Raw genomic sequence first — 16714 nt, forward strand, 5'->3', positions numbered from 1 at the left:
AGTACGACAAAAAAGCGCTAACTTTTTGTGAAAAAGAAAATACTATGAAAAAAATCATTACATCCCTATTTCTTATGATTGCTTTTTGCTCTGTACTTACAGCTCAAAATTACTCATCGGGAAGCATTACAGTACTTAATAATAACCCACTAGAAGGTAGTGTCGCCATAGATTACCTTGCTCAAACAGTACTTTACAAAAAGAATTATAAAACCACCGTTTATACTTTTGACCAGGTAACTAGTGTCTCTCTCAACAATAGAAACCTTGATAAAATAGAAGTAGATAATATCGTTTATTTTGCCACACCATTGCAAGATGGAAAAGCGTCTTTATATCAAATAAGTCCCTCAGAATATCTTATCACAAACGCTACTGGAACCTCTAAGGTTATCAACGTAGATAATGACAGAGCAAATATAGCTGGCACGCTTGCCGTACTTTTTTCTGATTGTAATTCCATACGAAGACCACTTAATGCTATAGATCAATTTAATGAGTCTGCACTTATACGTAATGTGCAAGCCTATAATGCTTGTGATTATGAGATTTATGCCCCAACGCCTAATGAGGTAGATGCTGCTGCTTCTTATAATACAGATGCTGCTAGTTTTTATCTGGGTGTAGGTACAAGCATTAATAACTTGAAGTTTTTTGATAGTGACGAGTCTGAGTCTATTGTGACAGGGCAGGTACAACTTGGTGTAATAGCTACTCCAGGCTTTTTAGGAGCTTTACAAGGAAACCTTTACTTCTCTCTTGAAGGAAATGCAGCCTTATCTGGTGATAATAGTTTTGAGAACTTGCCTAATGATCTAAATTTTAAAATGAGGTCTTTTAGATTGTTGTTTGGTCTAGAGTATCAATTTAATAAAGAAGGAAAATTTAAGCCTTTTGTCGCAGCTGCAGTAGGTCCTACTGGTGATTATTATGAAGGAACTCTAGATGGTAATGATTTTGATATAAGTGGTGGTAACCCCATTTTTGTACCGCGTGTAGGCGTGAGATATGAGTTAAGCAACGGGCACCATCTAGGTGCTAGCCTAAGTTATATAACCGGTTATGATAATGACCTTACGTTTCCTACAGAAGAAGAAGTCATTCCACTACAAATAGATGTAACAACGCTCACACTAGGGGTAAACTACTACTTTTAAGACCACTATCAATCACAATATTAAAACCGAGATGCATAATCTCGGTTTTTTCATTTCTAATCCATTTTAATAACCCATTTTAAATTGTATTTTTACCTCCTAATCGTCCTCAAATTTTATGGGTAAAATAATTGCTATTGCAAACCAAAAAGGTGGTGTAGGCAAGACCACAACTTCTGTAAATCTCGCAGCCTCTCTAGGCGTGCTCGAGAAGAAAGTACTTCTCATAGATGCAGACCCACAGGCTAACGCAACCTCTGGCTTAGGTATAGATGTAGAGAGTGTAGAAGTAGGAACATACCAGCTACTAGAACATACTAATAAGGCAGAAGATGCTATTGTAAAAACCTCTTCTCCTAATCTAGATCTTATACCTGCACACATAGACCTTGTAGCTATAGAAATAGAGCTTGTAGATAAAGAGGCACGTGAGTATATGTTAAAGAAAGCAATTTCTCACCTAAAGGATGTATATGATTACATCTTGATAGACTGTGCACCATCACTAGGATTACTTACACTTAATGCACTTACCTCTGCAGACTCTGTAATTATCCCTATACAGTGTGAGTACTTTGCACTAGAAGGGTTAGGTAAGTTGCTTAACACGATAAAAAGCGTTCAGAAAATACACAATAAGGATCTTGACATAGAAGGATTACTTCTTACAATGTTTGACTCACGACTACGATTATCTAATCAGGTAGTAGAAGAAGTTCAGAAACATTTTAGCGAGATGGTCTTTGAGACAATCATACAGCGTAATGTACGTTTAAGTGAAGCACCTAGTTATGGAGAGAGCATTATAAATTATGATGCTGCAAGTAAAGGCGCTACTAACTACTTGAGTCTTGCTCAAGAACTTATTACAAAAAACAATAGCTAACAAATGGCTAAAGCAACAAAAAAACAAGCACTAGGACGTGGTCTCTCGGCTCTGCTCAAAGACCCTGCAAATGATATAAACAGTGCAGAAGATAAAAATGCAGACAAGGTTGTAGGTAACATCGTAGAGTTAGATCTAGAAGATATAGATGTAAACCCGTTCCAACCGCGTACTAGCTTTAATGAGGAAACGCTGAGAGAGCTTGCCTCATCTATAAAAGAGCTAGGGGTAATACAACCTATCACGGTACGTAAGATAAGCTTTGGTAAATATCAACTTGTATCTGGAGAGCGTCGTTATAGAGCGTCTAAGCTTATAGGTAACAAAACAGTACCTGCATATATACGTATTGCAAATGATAACGAGAGCCTCACGATGGCCCTTGTTGAAAATATACAGCGTCAAGATCTTGACCCTATAGAGATTGCCCTTTCATACCAGCGCTTAATAGACGAGATAAACCTCACGCAAGAGCAAATGAGTGATCGCGTGGGTAAAAATCGCTCTACCATCACAAACTATTTGAGACTACTTAAACTAGACCCAATAGTACAAACAGGTATGCGAGATGGTTTCTTATCTATGGGGCACGGTCGTGCACTCATAAATATAGAAAACACTGGTGACCAGCTAGATATATACGAGAAGATTTTACAAGAAAAGCTCTCTGTGAGACAAACAGAAGCCCTTGTAAAAAACTATCACGCTACGGCAAATATTGAGACACCAGCAAAGGAAGAAACACCTAAGTTCATAAAGAAAGGCACAAAAGACTTTGCCGAATATTTTGGTGCAAAAGTTGACATCAAAGTTTCAAAAAATGGGCGTGGTAAGATTACCATTCCATTTTCTTCAGAAGAAGATTTTAGTCGATTACAGAAACTCATTAAGGGTGCAAAATAATAAACTCCTCTTACTGGTAGTACTCTTGTTTTTTTGCGCTTTCGCGAAAGCGCAAGAAGTCCCAGCATCTACACTTCTAGATACCGAGACAGTTACTGCCGTAAGTGATCAGGATCCTTATGAACCGTTACGACCTGCAAAGGCTGCCTTTTATGGTGCCGTGTTACCAGGTCTAGGGCAACTTTACAATAAAGATTACTGGAAGTTACCACTTGTATACGGCGCACTGGGATCAAGTATTTATGCGGTATCATTTAACTCTAACCAGTCTGAGCGTTTTAGAACCGCCTTTAAAGAACGTCTCGCGGGACGCATAGATGAGTTTACCACCGTAAATGAAGATGGCACTACTACCGAAATATTTTCTGATGACGCCTTATTAAACGGGCAAGAGCAATTTAGAAAACGTCGTGACTTGTTTATTTTGGTGTCGGCGGGAGTGTATATACTTCAGATAGTTGAGGCAAATGTAGACGCGCATCTATCGCAATTTGACGTAGATGATGAGCTTACCCTTGGACCAGCAATTTACAATGATGATATGGGCCAAACTATGAACTACGGTCTAACCATAAATTATAAGTTTTAATATGAAAATAGCACTTCTTGGCTATGGTAAGATGGGGCAAACTATAGAAAAAATTGCCGAATCTAGAGGTCACGAGATTGTAGCTCGCGTGAGCTCACCAGAAAATTTCACCCTTGAAAATGCAGATATTGCAATAGACTTTAGCATTCCAGATAGCGCGGTAAACCACATCACAAAATGTTTTGAAGCGGGTATTCCTATTGTCTCTGGCACCACAGGCTGGCTAGATAGTTATGAAGATATGGTGGCGCTTTGTAAAGAAAAAAATGGTGGTTTTATCTATGCATCAAACTTTAGTGTAGGTGTGAATCTGTTTTTTGAGTTTAATAAGAAATTAGCTCAAATTATGGCTCCTCATAACGACTATAAAGTAGATATGACCGAGATACACCATACACAAAAACTAGATGCTCCTAGTGGTACAGCCATCACCCTAGCAGAAGGAATTATAGAGACTACTCCGTATACAGCCTGGTCACTTGCCGAAGGACAATCTATAAAAGATAACCACATACCCATCACTGCCGAAAGAGAGGGCACTGTACCTGGCACACATATTATAAATTACAAAAGCGACATAGACACCATAATCTTAAGTCACGAGGCGCACTCAAGACAAGGCTTTGCGCAAGGTGCCGTAGTTGCAGCCGAGTGGTTACTAGGCAAACAAGGAAATTTCTCAATGCGTGATGTTTTAGGTCTATAACCGTAACATAATAGACAAACTTAAGACCTATCACAAACTAAAAGAATACAGATGACACTTACACAATGGTTTATATTTTTTCTTATCGTTCAAGCAGTACACTTTGCCGGAACGTGGAAACTTTACGTACGCGCTGGTAGAAAAGCTTGGGAAGCAGGAGTACCTATTTACAATGCCGTAGTACTTATGGGGATCATAAATAGACCTAAGTGGTGGACTATCTTACTCTTTGTACCTATTGTAAATCTTATTATGATACCAGTAGTGTGGGTTGAGACAGCAAGGTCTTTTGGGTTTAATAGCTTTAAAGATACAGCGCTCACAGTGCTTACAGGAGGACTTTATCTTTACTACATTAATTATGCGACAGATGCACCGCACATAAAAGGGAGAGATATTAACCCTAAATCATCTAGCGGTGAGTGGACGAGTTCTTTACTATTTGCCATCGTTGCCGCGACTATTGTGCATACATATTTTATGCAGCCTTTTGTTATCCCTTCTTCTTCACTAGAAAAGACGCTACTTGTAGGTGACTGGCTGTTTGTAAGTAAGTTTCACTACGGTGCTAGAACACCTATTACGACCGTAGCAACACCTATGCTACACGACACTATTTATGGTACAAAAACTAAGAGCTACTTAACAAAACCGCAACTGCCTTACTTTAGATTGCCAGGTTTTCAAGACATAGAGCGCAATGACATTGTTGTTTTTAGCTGGCCAGTAGACACTCTTGTAGATATTACACCTGGTAATATGCGTGGCAGTGTGAGAAAACCTATAGACAAGAAGTCTAACTATGTAAAACGTGCTGTAGGGGTACCTGGAGATTCTCTTGAAGTGCGAGATGGTTATGTATATATTAATGGTGAGAAAAATGATTTACCAGATCGTGCACGTATACAATTTAGTTACACAATTGTTTCTAAGGAGCTTCTTGTAAAAAGAGCTCAAGATGCAAACGGAAACTATGTATTCCCTTCAGATCTTATGAACGGTCGCTATGAGATTTCTGACATCTACCTCTCTGGTGTTCAAGGTGACAATGGACCTTATGTACACACTGCTCAAGCAAGTGAAGCTTCTATAGAAAAGCTCAAAAACAACTCAAACATCATAAGTATAGAGCGCACACATTATGATGCGATAGAAAATAACAAAGCGATTTTTGGCGCAAAACCAGGACGCGCATCTAGTGTAGATAACTTTGGCCCTATATACATTCCTGAAGAAGGGAAGACTGTGGCAATTAACCCAGAAAGCCTTCCATATTACAAACGAATTATAGAAGTGTACGAAGGCTATGAAATGGGTAGAGAGCGCGACATCACGGTTAATGGCAATGAGATATTAATGAATGGTGAGCCGCTTACAGAGTACACCTTTGAACAAGATTATTACTGGCTTATGGGTGATAATCGTCATAACTCTCAAGACGCTAGAGCGTGGGGTTACGTGCCTTTTAATCACGTAGTGGGTAAACCAGTTTTTGTATGGTTTAGTAAAGATGCAAATGTACCTGGTCTTGCCGGCATACGCTGGGATCGTGTATTTACCACAGTAGGTGGTGAAGGACCACTAGTGAGCTATAGATACTGGTTTTTAGGAGCGTTACTGCTTTATATAGGTTGGTCATTTTTTAGAAAGAAAAAACAACCCAAAGCATAACCCATTATAATGAAAGCTGCTCTTATCACACACGGCTACTGCGCCCCTATCATTCAATATGCTGTAATTGCTCAAACCGAGCAGCTACATATAGAGGCAAATGGAAATTTCCAGAAGCAGTCATACCGCACCCGTATGAAGATTGCCACATCTACAGGCACGCTCATACTCATTATACCTATACTCCACCGCAAGGATAAAACAGAGAGACAGCGTTATTATGATGTAAAGATTGAGAATAAATTTCACTGGCAGCGTGATCACTGGAGGTCTTTAAAAATAGCCTACCAGACCTCTCCATACTTTGAGTATTATGAAGATGAGTTTGAGCCACTTTATCATACCGAGTATGAGACACTCATAGAATTTAATAAAGCGTGTCACGCGATTATTATGGAGTGTTTACAGCTAGATATAACGCCTATACTAACAGAAGAATATTTTAAAAATCCTGAGCAGGTAGATTGCAGACAGCTTGTAAATGCAAAAAAGGAGCCTCAATATCCTCTACCAGAATATCATCAGCTTTTTAATGAAAATCACGGGTATTTAGAAAACCTCACAGTTTTAGATTTACTTTTTAATCTTGGTCCTAGTGCACAAGATTACCTCGAGAAGATTGACCTTACTGGCTTAAGCGCTTAAAGGTTGCCATAGAAGGTTTGTGATCGGAAAGATCTATATCTCCATACGTTTCAAAATCTAAGACTTCTAGTTGCTCATCTGCAAGTATAAAGTCTATGCGTAATGGTATGATGTCAAACCAGAAGGTTGCTCCTGTACCTGATCCCGCTTTCGCGAAAGCGTCAACCTTATCACTACGCACTTTGCGATACATATATGAAGTGGCGCTATTATTAAAATCTCCTGCGACAATAACCTTATATGGAGAGGCTGCCTCACTCTGTAAAAACTTTTCAACCTGATCTTCTTGTTTTTCGAAAGCAACTCCTAGCCTGCCGAGTAGCTTTTTTGAATTTTCCTTTTGTAGATTATTTAAACTAGGCGACAGTCGGAAAGATTGAAAGTGCATATTATAAACCCTTAATGTATCAGCTTCAACCTTGATATCTGCATAAATACCGTTGTTTCCTTTTTTTGCAAAATCAAGCGAGCCACTATTTACAATAGGGAACTTTGAAAAAATCACTTGTCCAAATTTGCTATTTGCAGGACGCATTACTTTATGCTTGAATGGATACTTCTTTGCATCTAGCTCAAAGTCGGGGTGATACTCTTGCAGGCAAACAATATCTGGATTTTGATCTTCTATAAATGCAATGGCGCGTTTACCAACATTAGCCTCTTCTACCCATCCATAAACATTAAATTGGCGTACGTTATAGGTTAAGAGCGTGAGTGTGTCAACTTGTTTTGTATCACTACCACCACCAAAGCGTATGAGCGAGAATATATGTGTGATCCCTAGTGCTAAGATTACTGCAGATAATAGTAATTGTCTTTTGGCTTTAAATAACCAAAATAAGAAGAATAAAAAATTAATAATAAGTAGCACCGGAAGCAATAGGCTCAGCACTGACAATGCCGGGAAAATATGTGGCGGAATGTAGGGTAATAAATAACTAAAAAGTAATAGCACCGCGCAGATACTATTTATGAGAAAAATAAACTTCTCAAGGAGATTTAGGTTTTTCATTAGTTACTCCTTACCGGCTTTAAAAAGGAAATCTTTTTCGGCTTTTGAGAGGCTGTCATAGCCGCTCTTACTTATTTTATCAAGTATGGCATCTATGCGCTGTTGTTGCTCCCTCTTAGTAGCTGTATTTGTTTTTTTTACAGAGCGAACACTGCTCTTTTTATTTTTATGCACGGTGCGTAGTGGGCTTTTCTTTTGTTTTTTTGGCTTTTTAGTAAACCAGCCACTCACATTATCTATAAGTCTCTCAAACCACAGGCCTATATCATTACCTGCTAGTAATTGTTTTGCATAATAAAACCCAAAGGCCGCACCACCCAAGTGTGATATAAGCCCTCCTGCGTTACCTGCATCGAGTAATAAAATATCCTTGACTACTATAAATGCAGCAATCCACCATAATTTTACATTAAAGGTAAATATACGCACCTCTGCATCTGGTGTGTATGTACCTATAAAAACCACAATAGCATTTACTGCGGCAGATGCTCCCAAAAGTACACCAGTACCTCTAAAGACAGGTAATACATTATATAGTAATGCAAATAACACACCACCTGCAATAGCACCTAAAAGATATATAGCTAAGAACTTCTTTTCTGAAAACAGATTTAAAACAAATCTCGAAAACACATAAAGAAATACCATATTCCACAGGAGATGGCTAAAACCAGAGTGTAAAAAAGCATAAGTCACAACACTCCACGGTTGTTGTAAAAAGCGTATCACATCAGACGGTAATACGAAATACTGACTAAACGTTCCAGAGCCCAATCCTACTAGCCACGGGATGATATTGAACAGTACATAAACAAGCACATTTACAACAATGAGCTTTATGGCAATGTTTGCGGTTTTAAATTTATATGCTAGAGATGTGTTTGCCATATGTGTATATTAATACCTTCCTAATCCTTGTTTTTTCCAGTAGAACATCATTATAAAACCGAATAACGCCCCACCTAAGTGTGCCCAGTTTGCAATATTTGCTCCAAATATTGAGAAGCCTGTAACACCAGAAAATAAATCTATCCCTACTAAGATAGGTATAAAGTACTTTGCTTTAATAGGCACAGGTATAAATAATAGCCCTAGTGACGCGTTAGGAAATAACATTCCAAACGCTACAAGCACACCCATTATTGCTCCAGAAGCTCCTACTGCTGGAACAGAAAATGACTCATAAAGCGATTGTGCAGTCTCTCTAGGTATCCTCTCGCTAAAAGAGCCAGTAGTAAGAATATCAGTAATATCTTGCGTATTAAACCCTAAAGCCATTATAGCCTCACTTGCATTATTAAAGTGGTAATAATTAACTAAGGTATGTATCAAAGCTGCTCCAAGACCTGCTGAGAAGTAAAAAAATATAAAGCGTTTTTGCCCTAGAGCATTCTCTATAGGACTCCCAAACATCCATAAGGCATACATATTAAATGCTATATGCATAGGGCTTGACAAGTCGTGCATAAACATATGCGTAAGTGGTTGCCATACCTGCCAGCTAGGATTTTCAATAAACCACAATGCAAATAATTGCATTGCTGGGTCCGGTTTTATAATAAACAGCGACCCTAAGTAAAAGATCACATTTACTATTAATAATATCTTAACCGTTTCTGTGATTCTTCCCATAGGTTATTTAAATTTTCTATCAAGATCATCACCTGTGATGGTGATAAATGTTTTCTTGTTAGTAGGCGATATACTAGGTTCTTTACAAGCAAAGAGACTATTTACTAAGTGTTCTCTAGAAAGGCTATCTAGCGTCTCCCCTCCTTTTACCGCGAGGCTTTTTGCCATACTCTTTGCAAGTGTGTCTGTCTGGCTAAAACCGCTGTCTGGCACTTCGTTTTCTAAATCACTGAGCAATTGATCTATAACAACTGGTACTTGACTTTCTGTTATAGAAGTAGGGATACCATTTATTTCTAAAATATCTCCGCTTATGAGACCAAAGATAAAGCCTGTATTCTCCAGTCCTTCTTTAAGCTCTTCTATTAAAGCAAGCTCTGTTGTAGAGTATGTAAGCGTTAAGGGAAATAACAATTGCTGGCTCACAGATTCCTTTACCGTTATATTACGTAAAAACTCTTCATACAGCACGCGTTGATGCGCCTTATGTTGATCTATGATCACCATACCACTCTTTATGGTACTTACTATGTATTTCTTATTGAGTTGATATGTAGAGGACTCGTCTTGACTTCCTGCTGTTGCGGTTATTGGTGCGGCTGCTTTTGTATTAAGACCGCTCTCAAACATATTACCCGTGCTCACTTCCTTCTCAAAAGTCACGGTACTACCTGCAGTTGCTTGCGACTCCATTCCTTCATACATCTTCTCCCAGCCTGTTACATCTGGCTTCTCATAGTCGGGGCGCTGTGCTCCTCTTTTTGGCGCAGGGACGCTCTCAAAGGGATTAAAAGTGCGATCTACCTCAATCTTAGGAGTTACTACTCCTTTATTTTTGTAATCATAAGGAGTATCGAGTTCGCTATCTCTATTAAAATCAAGCACAGGTGCAATACTAAACTGGCCTAAGCTATGCTTTATGGTGCTACGTAACATCGCGTATAAAGCGTGCTCATCGTCAAATTTTATTTCGGTCTTTGTAGGGTGTATATTTATATCAATTGTAGCTGGGTCTACCTTGAGGTATAAAAAATAACTTGCTCTCGCTCTATCTGGAAGTAGTCCATCAAAGGCAGCCGTTACTGCGTGATTTAAGTAAGCACTTTTTATAAATCGATCATTTACAAAGAAAAACTGCTCACCACGTGTCTTTTTTGAAAACTCAGGTTTTACTACAAACCCATTTATGGTAAGTATATCTGTCTCTTCTTGTACGGGAACTAGCTTCTCATTAGTCTTCCCGCCAAAAATGGCAACAATGCGTTGTTTTAAATTACCCTTAGGTAATTGAAAAAGCTCTCCCTCATTATGATACATTGCAAAAGCAATATCAGGGTGTGCTAGTGCCACGCGCTGAAACTCATCTATCACGTGACGTAACTCAACGCTATTTGATTTTAAAAAATTGCGACGTGCTGGTATATTAAAAAATAGATTCTTTACCGCAAGTGAGGTGCCCTTAGGCGTTGCACAAACCTCTTGGGTAATAATCTTACTACCTTCTATCTCTATATGCGTACCCACCTCTGCTCCTTCTGGGCGCGTCTTAAGTGCCACGTGAGCGACGGCCGCTATAGAGGCAAGCGCCTCTCCTCTAAAACCTTTTGTATTGAGGTTAAATAAATCATCTGCCGTGGTAATTTTTGAGGTAGCGTGACGTTCAAAACTCATACGAGCATCTGTATCACTCATACCCTTACCATCATCTATAATCTGGATGAGTGTCTTACCTGCATCTTTTACGATAAGCTTTATAGAAGATGCTCCTGCGTCTATGGCATTTTCTAGTAATTCTTTAACCACAGACGCTGGGCGTTGCACAACTTCTCCCGCAGCGATCTGGTTTGCTACGTGATCGGGTAAGAGTTTAATAATGTCTGCCATTGCGACCTACTACTTTATAGAGGGTTGGTAAAGATGGATAAATCAAAATCTATTATCCAGAGAAAGAGAAATATTAAAATGAGTACGATAAAAAATATAGTGCGGTTGTAACCTCCCTTTCGGCTTTCTTGAAGTTCATCCCAGGCGGTTGTAAACTTTTTCTTTAAACCTTTATTATAAGTTAAGGTTTTACGGTGCTCATCAAAGCGCCCTTCAATCTTAAAAGGACTCCCTTCTTTCTCGCTATTGTAATAGCGAGGCTCGTAGCTATACTTCTTATTTGTGCGTTTTACAAATCCCATAATATTGTTATTTCAAATATACGATTTCGTATCCAAAAAGCATACCGAATTTGCGCTCGCTATGCGTTAAAGAGATTTGTTTTATGGGATAAGTACGCTTTCGCGAAAGCGTAAAACTACTACGTATTAAAACTTTGCGTCTTTACGTAATTGTGCCATTTTTATAGCTGCTATAGCGGCTTCTGTACCTTTATTACCGTGCTCACCACCACTACGAGCTCTAGATTGCTCGATATTATTATCTGTAAGCACACAGAAAATAACAGGAATATCTTGCTGAATGTTAAGGTCTTTAATGCCTTGAGTAACTCCCTCACAAACAAAGTCAAAATGCTTTGTCTCACCTTGTATCACAGTACCTATGACGATAACAGCATCTAGCATATCATAGGCTTGTGTCATTTTTTTTGCTCCGTAAATGAGTTCAAAAGCGCCTGGCACGTTCCAGCGCACAATGTTATCGTTTATAGCGCCACAATCTTTGAGCGCATCAAACGCTCCTTGAAAAAGTCCTTCTGTTATCTCACCATTCCACTCAGAAACAACAATCCCAAACTTGAAGTCTTTCGAGTTTGGGATGGTTGTTTTATCATAGACAGAGAGGTTGTTACCTACTGTTGCCATAATATTATGTTTTAAAAGTTATACCTTAAAGTTACGATATACTTTAAGAATATGACCTCTTAATTAATTTCCTGCTTGTGCTTGACCTAGATATAGATCTACCTGCGCAGCATAGTCTGACGTTGCATACTCTTCTTTTACCTGTGTAAGGTACTTTACAGCTGCATCATTTTTACCTAGCTCTATAGCTGTCACACCCGCTTTAAATAAGAAACGTGGTGTTGTAAAATCGTTTGCATTAAGTCCTGCTGCCTTCTCATAGTATCCTAGAGCCTCTTCTGGTTGACCTAGTTGCATAAATGCATCACCTATCGCTCCTTTTGCAAGCGGCGCAAGCATCTGGTCGTCTGATGAGAAGTCTTGAAGGTGAGAGATTGCCTTCTGGTAATCTTTTACCTCAAGGTAAGACATCCCTGCGTAGTAGTTTGCTAGGTTTCCTGCTGCAGTACCACCGTAGTTATCTGCCACATCTAGAAGACCGTACTTACCATTCTTACCGTTAAGAGCCACCATATAGAGTGAGTCTTTTACAGAAGTATTAGTCGCCTCTAGTGCTGTTGTAAAGCTATCTTGAGCTAGTACAAGCTCATTTGCTGCTTCTGCCTCTGCAGGTTCTGCCACAAATTTATTGTAAGCTAGATATAATAAAGCGATTACAAGAACACCTACTATAATACCTATTACTGGCTTTTGATTTTTTTCAAACCACTCCTCTGCTTTATTTGCTCCTTCGTCTAGTGATCCAAAAACCTCTGCAGTTGTACTCTCGCTATCATCTATAAACTCTTCAACTTCTTCCTTTACGGGCTTTGTTTTCGGTTTATATCCTCTTTTATTATATGTTGCCATATTTCGTCGTTTATTAGTCGGGCAAAAATATAATATTTATTGAATTATGAAAGGGAAATTAATGCTTAATTTTGAAGACCTAATAAGCAATATTACTAGATGTTTACCGCTTTCGCGAAAGCGCGCCACACCTACCCCACCCTATGATCTTAAAATCGCTCTCTCTTATTAACTATAAAAACTTTGAGTCAAAGGCCTTTACCTTTGATGCAAAAATTAATTGTTTTGTTGGAAATAACGGCGTGGGGAAGACAAATGTGCTCGATGCGATTTACCACCTTTCTTTTGGAAAAAGCTACTTCAATCCCGTCACAAGTCAAAACATAAACCACAATGCAGACTTCTTTGTAATAGATGGTTTATATAAAAAAGAAGAACGAGATGAGAAGGTTGTAGTAAGTGCAAAAAAAGGCCAGAAAAAGGTCATAAAACGCAATGCAAAAATATATGACCGCTTTGCAGACCACATAGGGTTTTTACCGCTGGTTATTATCTCTCCGGCAGATAGAGACCTCATCACAGAAGGGAGTGACACCCGCCGTAAATTTATAGATGGCGTGATCTCACAAAGTGACAAAAGCTACCTTTCTGACCTACTGGGTTACTCAAAAATACTGTCGCAACGTAACGCCCTGCTTAAGTACTTTGCAGCAAATAATACATTTAATGCAGATACACTTGCTGTATACAACGAGCAACTAGAAGGTTTTGGGACGCCTATTTTTGAAAAAAGACAACAATTTTTAGAACGCTTTGCACCTATCTTTAACGAGCGTTACAAAGCCATAAGTGGCGATACAGAAAATGTAACCCTTACTTATAACAGCTCACTGAGCACAATGCCGCTCAAGCACTCTCTTACTAATGCGCTAGCAAAAGACCGCTCTTTACAATACACAAGTGTAGGGATACACAAAGACGACTTACAGTTTGAGATAAATGGCCACCCGGTAAAGAAATTTGGCAGTCAGGGACAGCAGAAATCATACCTCATCGCACTCAAGCTCGCGCAGTTTGATTTTATAAAACAAGAAAGTGGCACAACACCGCTACTTTTACTCGATGATATTTTTGACAAGCTAGATGAAAACCGTGTGCAACATATCATTGAGCTTGTAAACACAAACGACTTTGGGCAATTGTTTATAAGCGACACTCACCCCGAGCGCACAGAAAATGTGGTAAAAAAAATACACCAGAGTTATGAGCTTTTTCATCTCGAACGAGCACAATAAGCTGTTGTTTTATCGTAATTTGCAGTACTCATTATTAAAACACTTACGTGAAAAAACTAGTTTACACCCTTATCGCCCTCCTCATTTTGAGCTGTAGCTCATCACCTCAAGAAAAACTTGCAAACATAAGCGGTTACTGGGAAATTGCCAGTATAGAGATGCCAGACGGCACCACAAGAACCTATGGAATGAGTCAAAATATTGACTTTTTTGAAATAAATGAAGACGGCACTGGCGTACGTAAAAAAGTACAACCTAATGCACTAGGAGAGTTTATTACCTCAAACGATAGCGAGAACATCAATACAATTATAGAAGATGATATCCTTATACTATCATACACCACAGCTCTAGACAACTGGCAAGAAACTGTAAAAAAAGCGAGCAAAGAAGAGCTCATTCTTATTAATAAAGACGATATTATCTATAAATACCGTAGATATCAACCCCTTATCATAGAGTAATGGCAAAAAGAAACGCAGACCCAATTTCTATAAGTCAAGCGCTGGGAGAATTTGTAGAAAAAAACAAACTAAGCAAAGGTATGGACAAAGTAGATGTCACAGCCGCTTGGTACAAGCTCAATCCAGCATTTGAGACGTATACTACTTCTATACGTTTTGACAGAGAGACACTCTTTGTAAACCTAAGCTCTTCTGTTTTTAGGGAAGAACTTTCTTATGGTAAAGAAAAAATACGCACAATGCTTAATGAGGAATTAGGCCGTGAGGTTATAAAAAAACTCATCTTGAGATAACAACAAGCTACATTCTAGCATAAAAAAATGCGAGACTATTGTCTCGCATTTTTTGTTTCCTATTTCCAGTACTAAGGACTACATACGCTCTGGCACATCTATTCCTAATAATCCAAAGGCGCTCTCTATTACCTGCCCTACTTCTTTACTAAGCGCTACTCTAAAGCTCTGGTCTGCCACATTATCTGTACCCAGAATCTGCACCTGCTGGAAGAATGAGTTGTACTCTTTTACCAAGTCATAAGTATAGTTTGCAATAATAGCTGGGCTCTTCTGGGCCGCGGCAAGCTGTATGGTTGCAGGATATTCTTGTACTAGTTTAATAAGTTCCTTTTCTTTAGGATGTAAATCTCTTGCTCCCTCTACAGTTGCAGGTACATTGAGCTCTTTAGCTTTGCGCAGTATAGCTTGTATACGCACATACGTATATTGTATAAATGGCCCTGTATTTCCTTGAAAATCTACAGACTCCTTAGGGTCAAAAAGAATTCTCTTTTTTGGATCTACTTTAAGAATGTAGTACTTAAGAGCTCCCAGGCCTATTGTTTTATATAACGCCTTCTTCTCCTCATCTGTATACCCGTCTAGTTTACCTAGCTCCTCAGAGATTTCTCCAGCGGTAGCAGCTACTTCATTTATAAGATCATCTGCATCTACTACGGTACCTTCACGAGACTTCATCTTTCCAGAAGGAAGATCTACCATACCATAACTAAGGTGAAAAAGATTTTCTGCCCAGTCGTATCCTAGCTTTTTAAGTATTAAGAATAACACTTGAAAGTGATAATCTTGCTCGTTTCCTACTGTGTAAATCATACCACCAACATCTGGATGGTCTTTTACACGTTGTATCGCAGTACCTATATCTTGCGTCATATATACTGCAGTACCATCTGCACGCAATACAATCTTTCTATCTAGACCATCTTCTGTAAGGTCACACCATACAGAGCCGTCTGGATCTTTTTCAAAAACGCCCTTTTTAAGACCTTCTTCTATATTGTCTTTTCCTAGTAGGTAGGTGTTACTCTCGTAGTAGTAACTATCAAAATCTACTCCTATATTTTTATAGGTTACTTCAAAACCGTCATACACCCAATGGTTCATTTTTTTCCATAGCGCGACAGTCTCTGCATCTCCAGCTTCCCACTTGCGTAGCATTTCTTGGGCCTCGAGCAATAAAGGAGCCTCTTTTTTTGCTTCCTCCTCGCTCTTACCTTGAGCAACGAGGGCAGCTACTTCTTTCTTATATTCTTTATCAAACTTTACGTAGTAATTACCGACTAATTTATCTCCTTTAAGACCTGTAGACTCCGGAGTCTCACCTTTACCATAACGCTCCCAAGCCAGCATAGACTTACAGATATGAATCCCACGGTCATTAATGATTTGGGTTTTATAAACTTTAGAGCCTGCTGCCTTAATAATTTCTGACACAGAGTATCCTAATAACACGTTACGTACGTGACCTAGGTGAAGTGGCTTATTTGTGTTAGGCGAAGAGTATTCTACCATTACCGCTTTACCGGCTTCTGGTGTTTTTCCAAAATTTTCGGTGGCTTGTATCTCTGCAAAGGCGTTCATATAAAACGCATCTGCCACTACTAAGTTTAAGAAACCTTTTACTACATTAAAAGCAGTAATCTCTTCAACTTGTGCTACAAGGTACTCACCTATTTGTGTCCCTATCTGTACAGGGTTTCCTTTTACAACACGTAGCATAGGGAAAACCACTACTGTGATATCTCCTTCAAATTCTTTGCGAGTTGCTTGAAATTCGACAGCTGGGAGTTCAGCTTTATAAATTTCGGCAACAGCGGCTTTTACGTGAGTTTCTATAGTAGATTGTAACGACATAGGAT

The 16714-nt window shown here is 38.9% G+C and carries 18 protein-coding genes; 10 read left to right on the plus strand and 8 right to left on the minus strand.

The window, feature by feature from the left end; all coding sequences use genetic code 11:
- Positions 1-44: 44 nt before the first annotated feature.
- The 7 genes from I597_RS13780 (at position 45) to I597_RS13810 (ending at position 6557) form a co-directional block, all read left to right on the plus strand.
- Positions 45-1157, plus strand: coding sequence for an outer membrane beta-barrel protein (locus tag I597_RS13780; RefSeq protein ID WP_035325265.1), 1113 nt, complete (start codon positions 45-47; stop codon positions 1155-1157).
- A gap of 118 nt (positions 1158-1275) precedes the next feature.
- On the plus strand, positions 1276-2043 hold the full coding sequence (locus I597_RS13785) for a ParA family protein (RefSeq protein ID WP_021778385.1): 768 nt from the start codon (positions 1276-1278) through the stop codon (positions 2041-2043).
- Positions 2044-2046: 3 nt separating this feature from the next.
- The gene (locus I597_RS13790; RefSeq protein WP_035325266.1) at positions 2047-2946 is read left to right on the plus strand and encodes a ParB/RepB/Spo0J family partition protein; all 900 of its coding nucleotides are present in this window, start codon (positions 2047-2049) and stop codon (positions 2944-2946) included.
- On the plus strand, positions 2936-3535 hold the full coding sequence (locus I597_RS13795) for a DUF5683 domain-containing protein (RefSeq protein WP_052111758.1): 600 nt from the start codon (positions 2936-2938) through the stop codon (positions 3533-3535). Before I597_RS13790 ends, I597_RS13795 begins: the two co-directional genes overlap by 11 nt.
- Position 3536: 1 nt before the next feature.
- Complete coding sequence (dapB, locus tag I597_RS13800) at positions 3537-4241, plus strand: 4-hydroxy-tetrahydrodipicolinate reductase (RefSeq protein WP_035325267.1); 705 nt, start codon at positions 3537-3539, stop codon at positions 4239-4241.
- 51 nt (positions 4242-4292) lie between these two features.
- Entirely contained in the window at positions 4293-5912 is a 1620-nt protein-coding gene (gene lepB, locus I597_RS13805) for a signal peptidase I (protein ID WP_035325268.1), read from the plus strand.
- A gap of 9 nt (positions 5913-5921) precedes the next feature.
- Complete coding sequence (locus I597_RS13810) at positions 5922-6557, plus strand: WbqC family protein (RefSeq protein ID WP_035325269.1); 636 nt, start codon at positions 5922-5924, stop codon at positions 6555-6557.
- On the opposite strand, the gene I597_RS13815 is transcribed toward I597_RS13810, so the two are convergent.
- The 7 genes from I597_RS13815 to I597_RS13845 all read right to left on the minus strand — a co-directional run bounded on the left by I597_RS13815 (position 6538) and on the right by I597_RS13845 (position 12860).
- Positions 6538-7569 carry an endonuclease/exonuclease/phosphatase family protein gene (locus I597_RS13815; RefSeq protein WP_035325270.1) on the minus strand — a complete coding sequence of 344 codons (1032 nt, stop codon included), beginning with the start codon at positions 7567-7569 and terminating at the stop codon, positions 6538-6540. The two genes, I597_RS13810 and I597_RS13815, sit on opposite strands and share 20 nt — an antisense overlap.
- A 3-nt stretch (positions 7570-7572) precedes the next feature.
- Positions 7573-8457 (minus strand): rhomboid family intramembrane serine protease, encoded by an 885-nt coding sequence (locus I597_RS13820; RefSeq protein WP_035325271.1) that lies wholly within the window; start codon positions 8455-8457, stop codon positions 7573-7575.
- Between the two features lie 9 nt (positions 8458-8466).
- Positions 8467-9201 carry a rhomboid family intramembrane serine protease gene (locus tag I597_RS13825; RefSeq protein WP_035325272.1) on the minus strand — a complete coding sequence of 245 codons (735 nt, stop codon included), beginning with the start codon at positions 9199-9201 and terminating at the stop codon, positions 8467-8469.
- Between the two features lie 3 nt (positions 9202-9204).
- On the minus strand, positions 9205-11085 hold the full coding sequence (gene mutL, locus I597_RS13830) for a DNA mismatch repair endonuclease MutL (RefSeq protein ID WP_035325273.1): 1881 nt from the start codon (positions 11083-11085) through the stop codon (positions 9205-9207).
- A 14-nt stretch (positions 11086-11099) separates the two neighbouring features.
- Positions 11100-11387: a hypothetical protein gene (locus tag I597_RS13835; protein ID WP_021778375.1), complete on the minus strand. Its 288-nt coding sequence runs from the start codon at positions 11385-11387 to the stop codon at positions 11100-11102.
- Positions 11388-11513: 126 nt separating this feature from the next.
- The gene (gene ribH / locus I597_RS13840; protein ID WP_035325274.1) at positions 11514-12011 is read right to left on the minus strand and encodes a 6,7-dimethyl-8-ribityllumazine synthase; all 498 of its coding nucleotides are present in this window, start codon (positions 12009-12011) and stop codon (positions 11514-11516) included.
- A gap of 63 nt (positions 12012-12074) precedes the next feature.
- Complete coding sequence (locus tag I597_RS13845) at positions 12075-12860, minus strand: tetratricopeptide repeat protein (protein WP_035325276.1); 786 nt, start codon at positions 12858-12860, stop codon at positions 12075-12077.
- A gap of 143 nt (positions 12861-13003) precedes the next feature.
- Between I597_RS13845 and recF the strand changes: the two genes are divergently transcribed.
- From recF to I597_RS13860, 3 genes are read left to right on the plus strand one after another with little or no spacing between them, the layout of a single operon-like run.
- Positions 13004-14095 (plus strand): DNA replication/repair protein RecF, encoded by a 1092-nt coding sequence (recF, locus tag I597_RS13850; RefSeq protein ID WP_035325278.1) that lies wholly within the window; start codon positions 13004-13006, stop codon positions 14093-14095.
- Positions 14096-14142: 47 nt separating this feature from the next.
- The gene (locus I597_RS13855) at positions 14143-14559 is read left to right on the plus strand and encodes a hypothetical protein (RefSeq protein ID WP_035325279.1); all 417 of its coding nucleotides are present in this window, start codon (positions 14143-14145) and stop codon (positions 14557-14559) included.
- Positions 14559-14852 (plus strand): DciA family protein, encoded by a 294-nt coding sequence (locus I597_RS13860; protein WP_035325280.1) that lies wholly within the window; start codon positions 14559-14561, stop codon positions 14850-14852. Before I597_RS13855 ends, I597_RS13860 begins: the two co-directional genes overlap by 1 nt.
- A gap of 78 nt (positions 14853-14930) precedes the next feature.
- Here I597_RS13860 and argS read toward each other — a convergent pair whose 3' ends face one another.
- Positions 14931-16709 carry an arginine--tRNA ligase gene (gene argS / locus I597_RS13865; protein WP_035325281.1) on the minus strand — a complete coding sequence of 593 codons (1779 nt, stop codon included), beginning with the start codon at positions 16707-16709 and terminating at the stop codon, positions 14931-14933.
- Between the last annotated feature and the right edge of the window lie 5 nt (positions 16710-16714).

This window comes from Dokdonia donghaensis DSW-1, assembly GCF_001653755.1.
Classification (GTDB): Bacteria; Bacteroidota; Bacteroidia; order Flavobacteriales; family Flavobacteriaceae; genus Dokdonia; species Dokdonia donghaensis.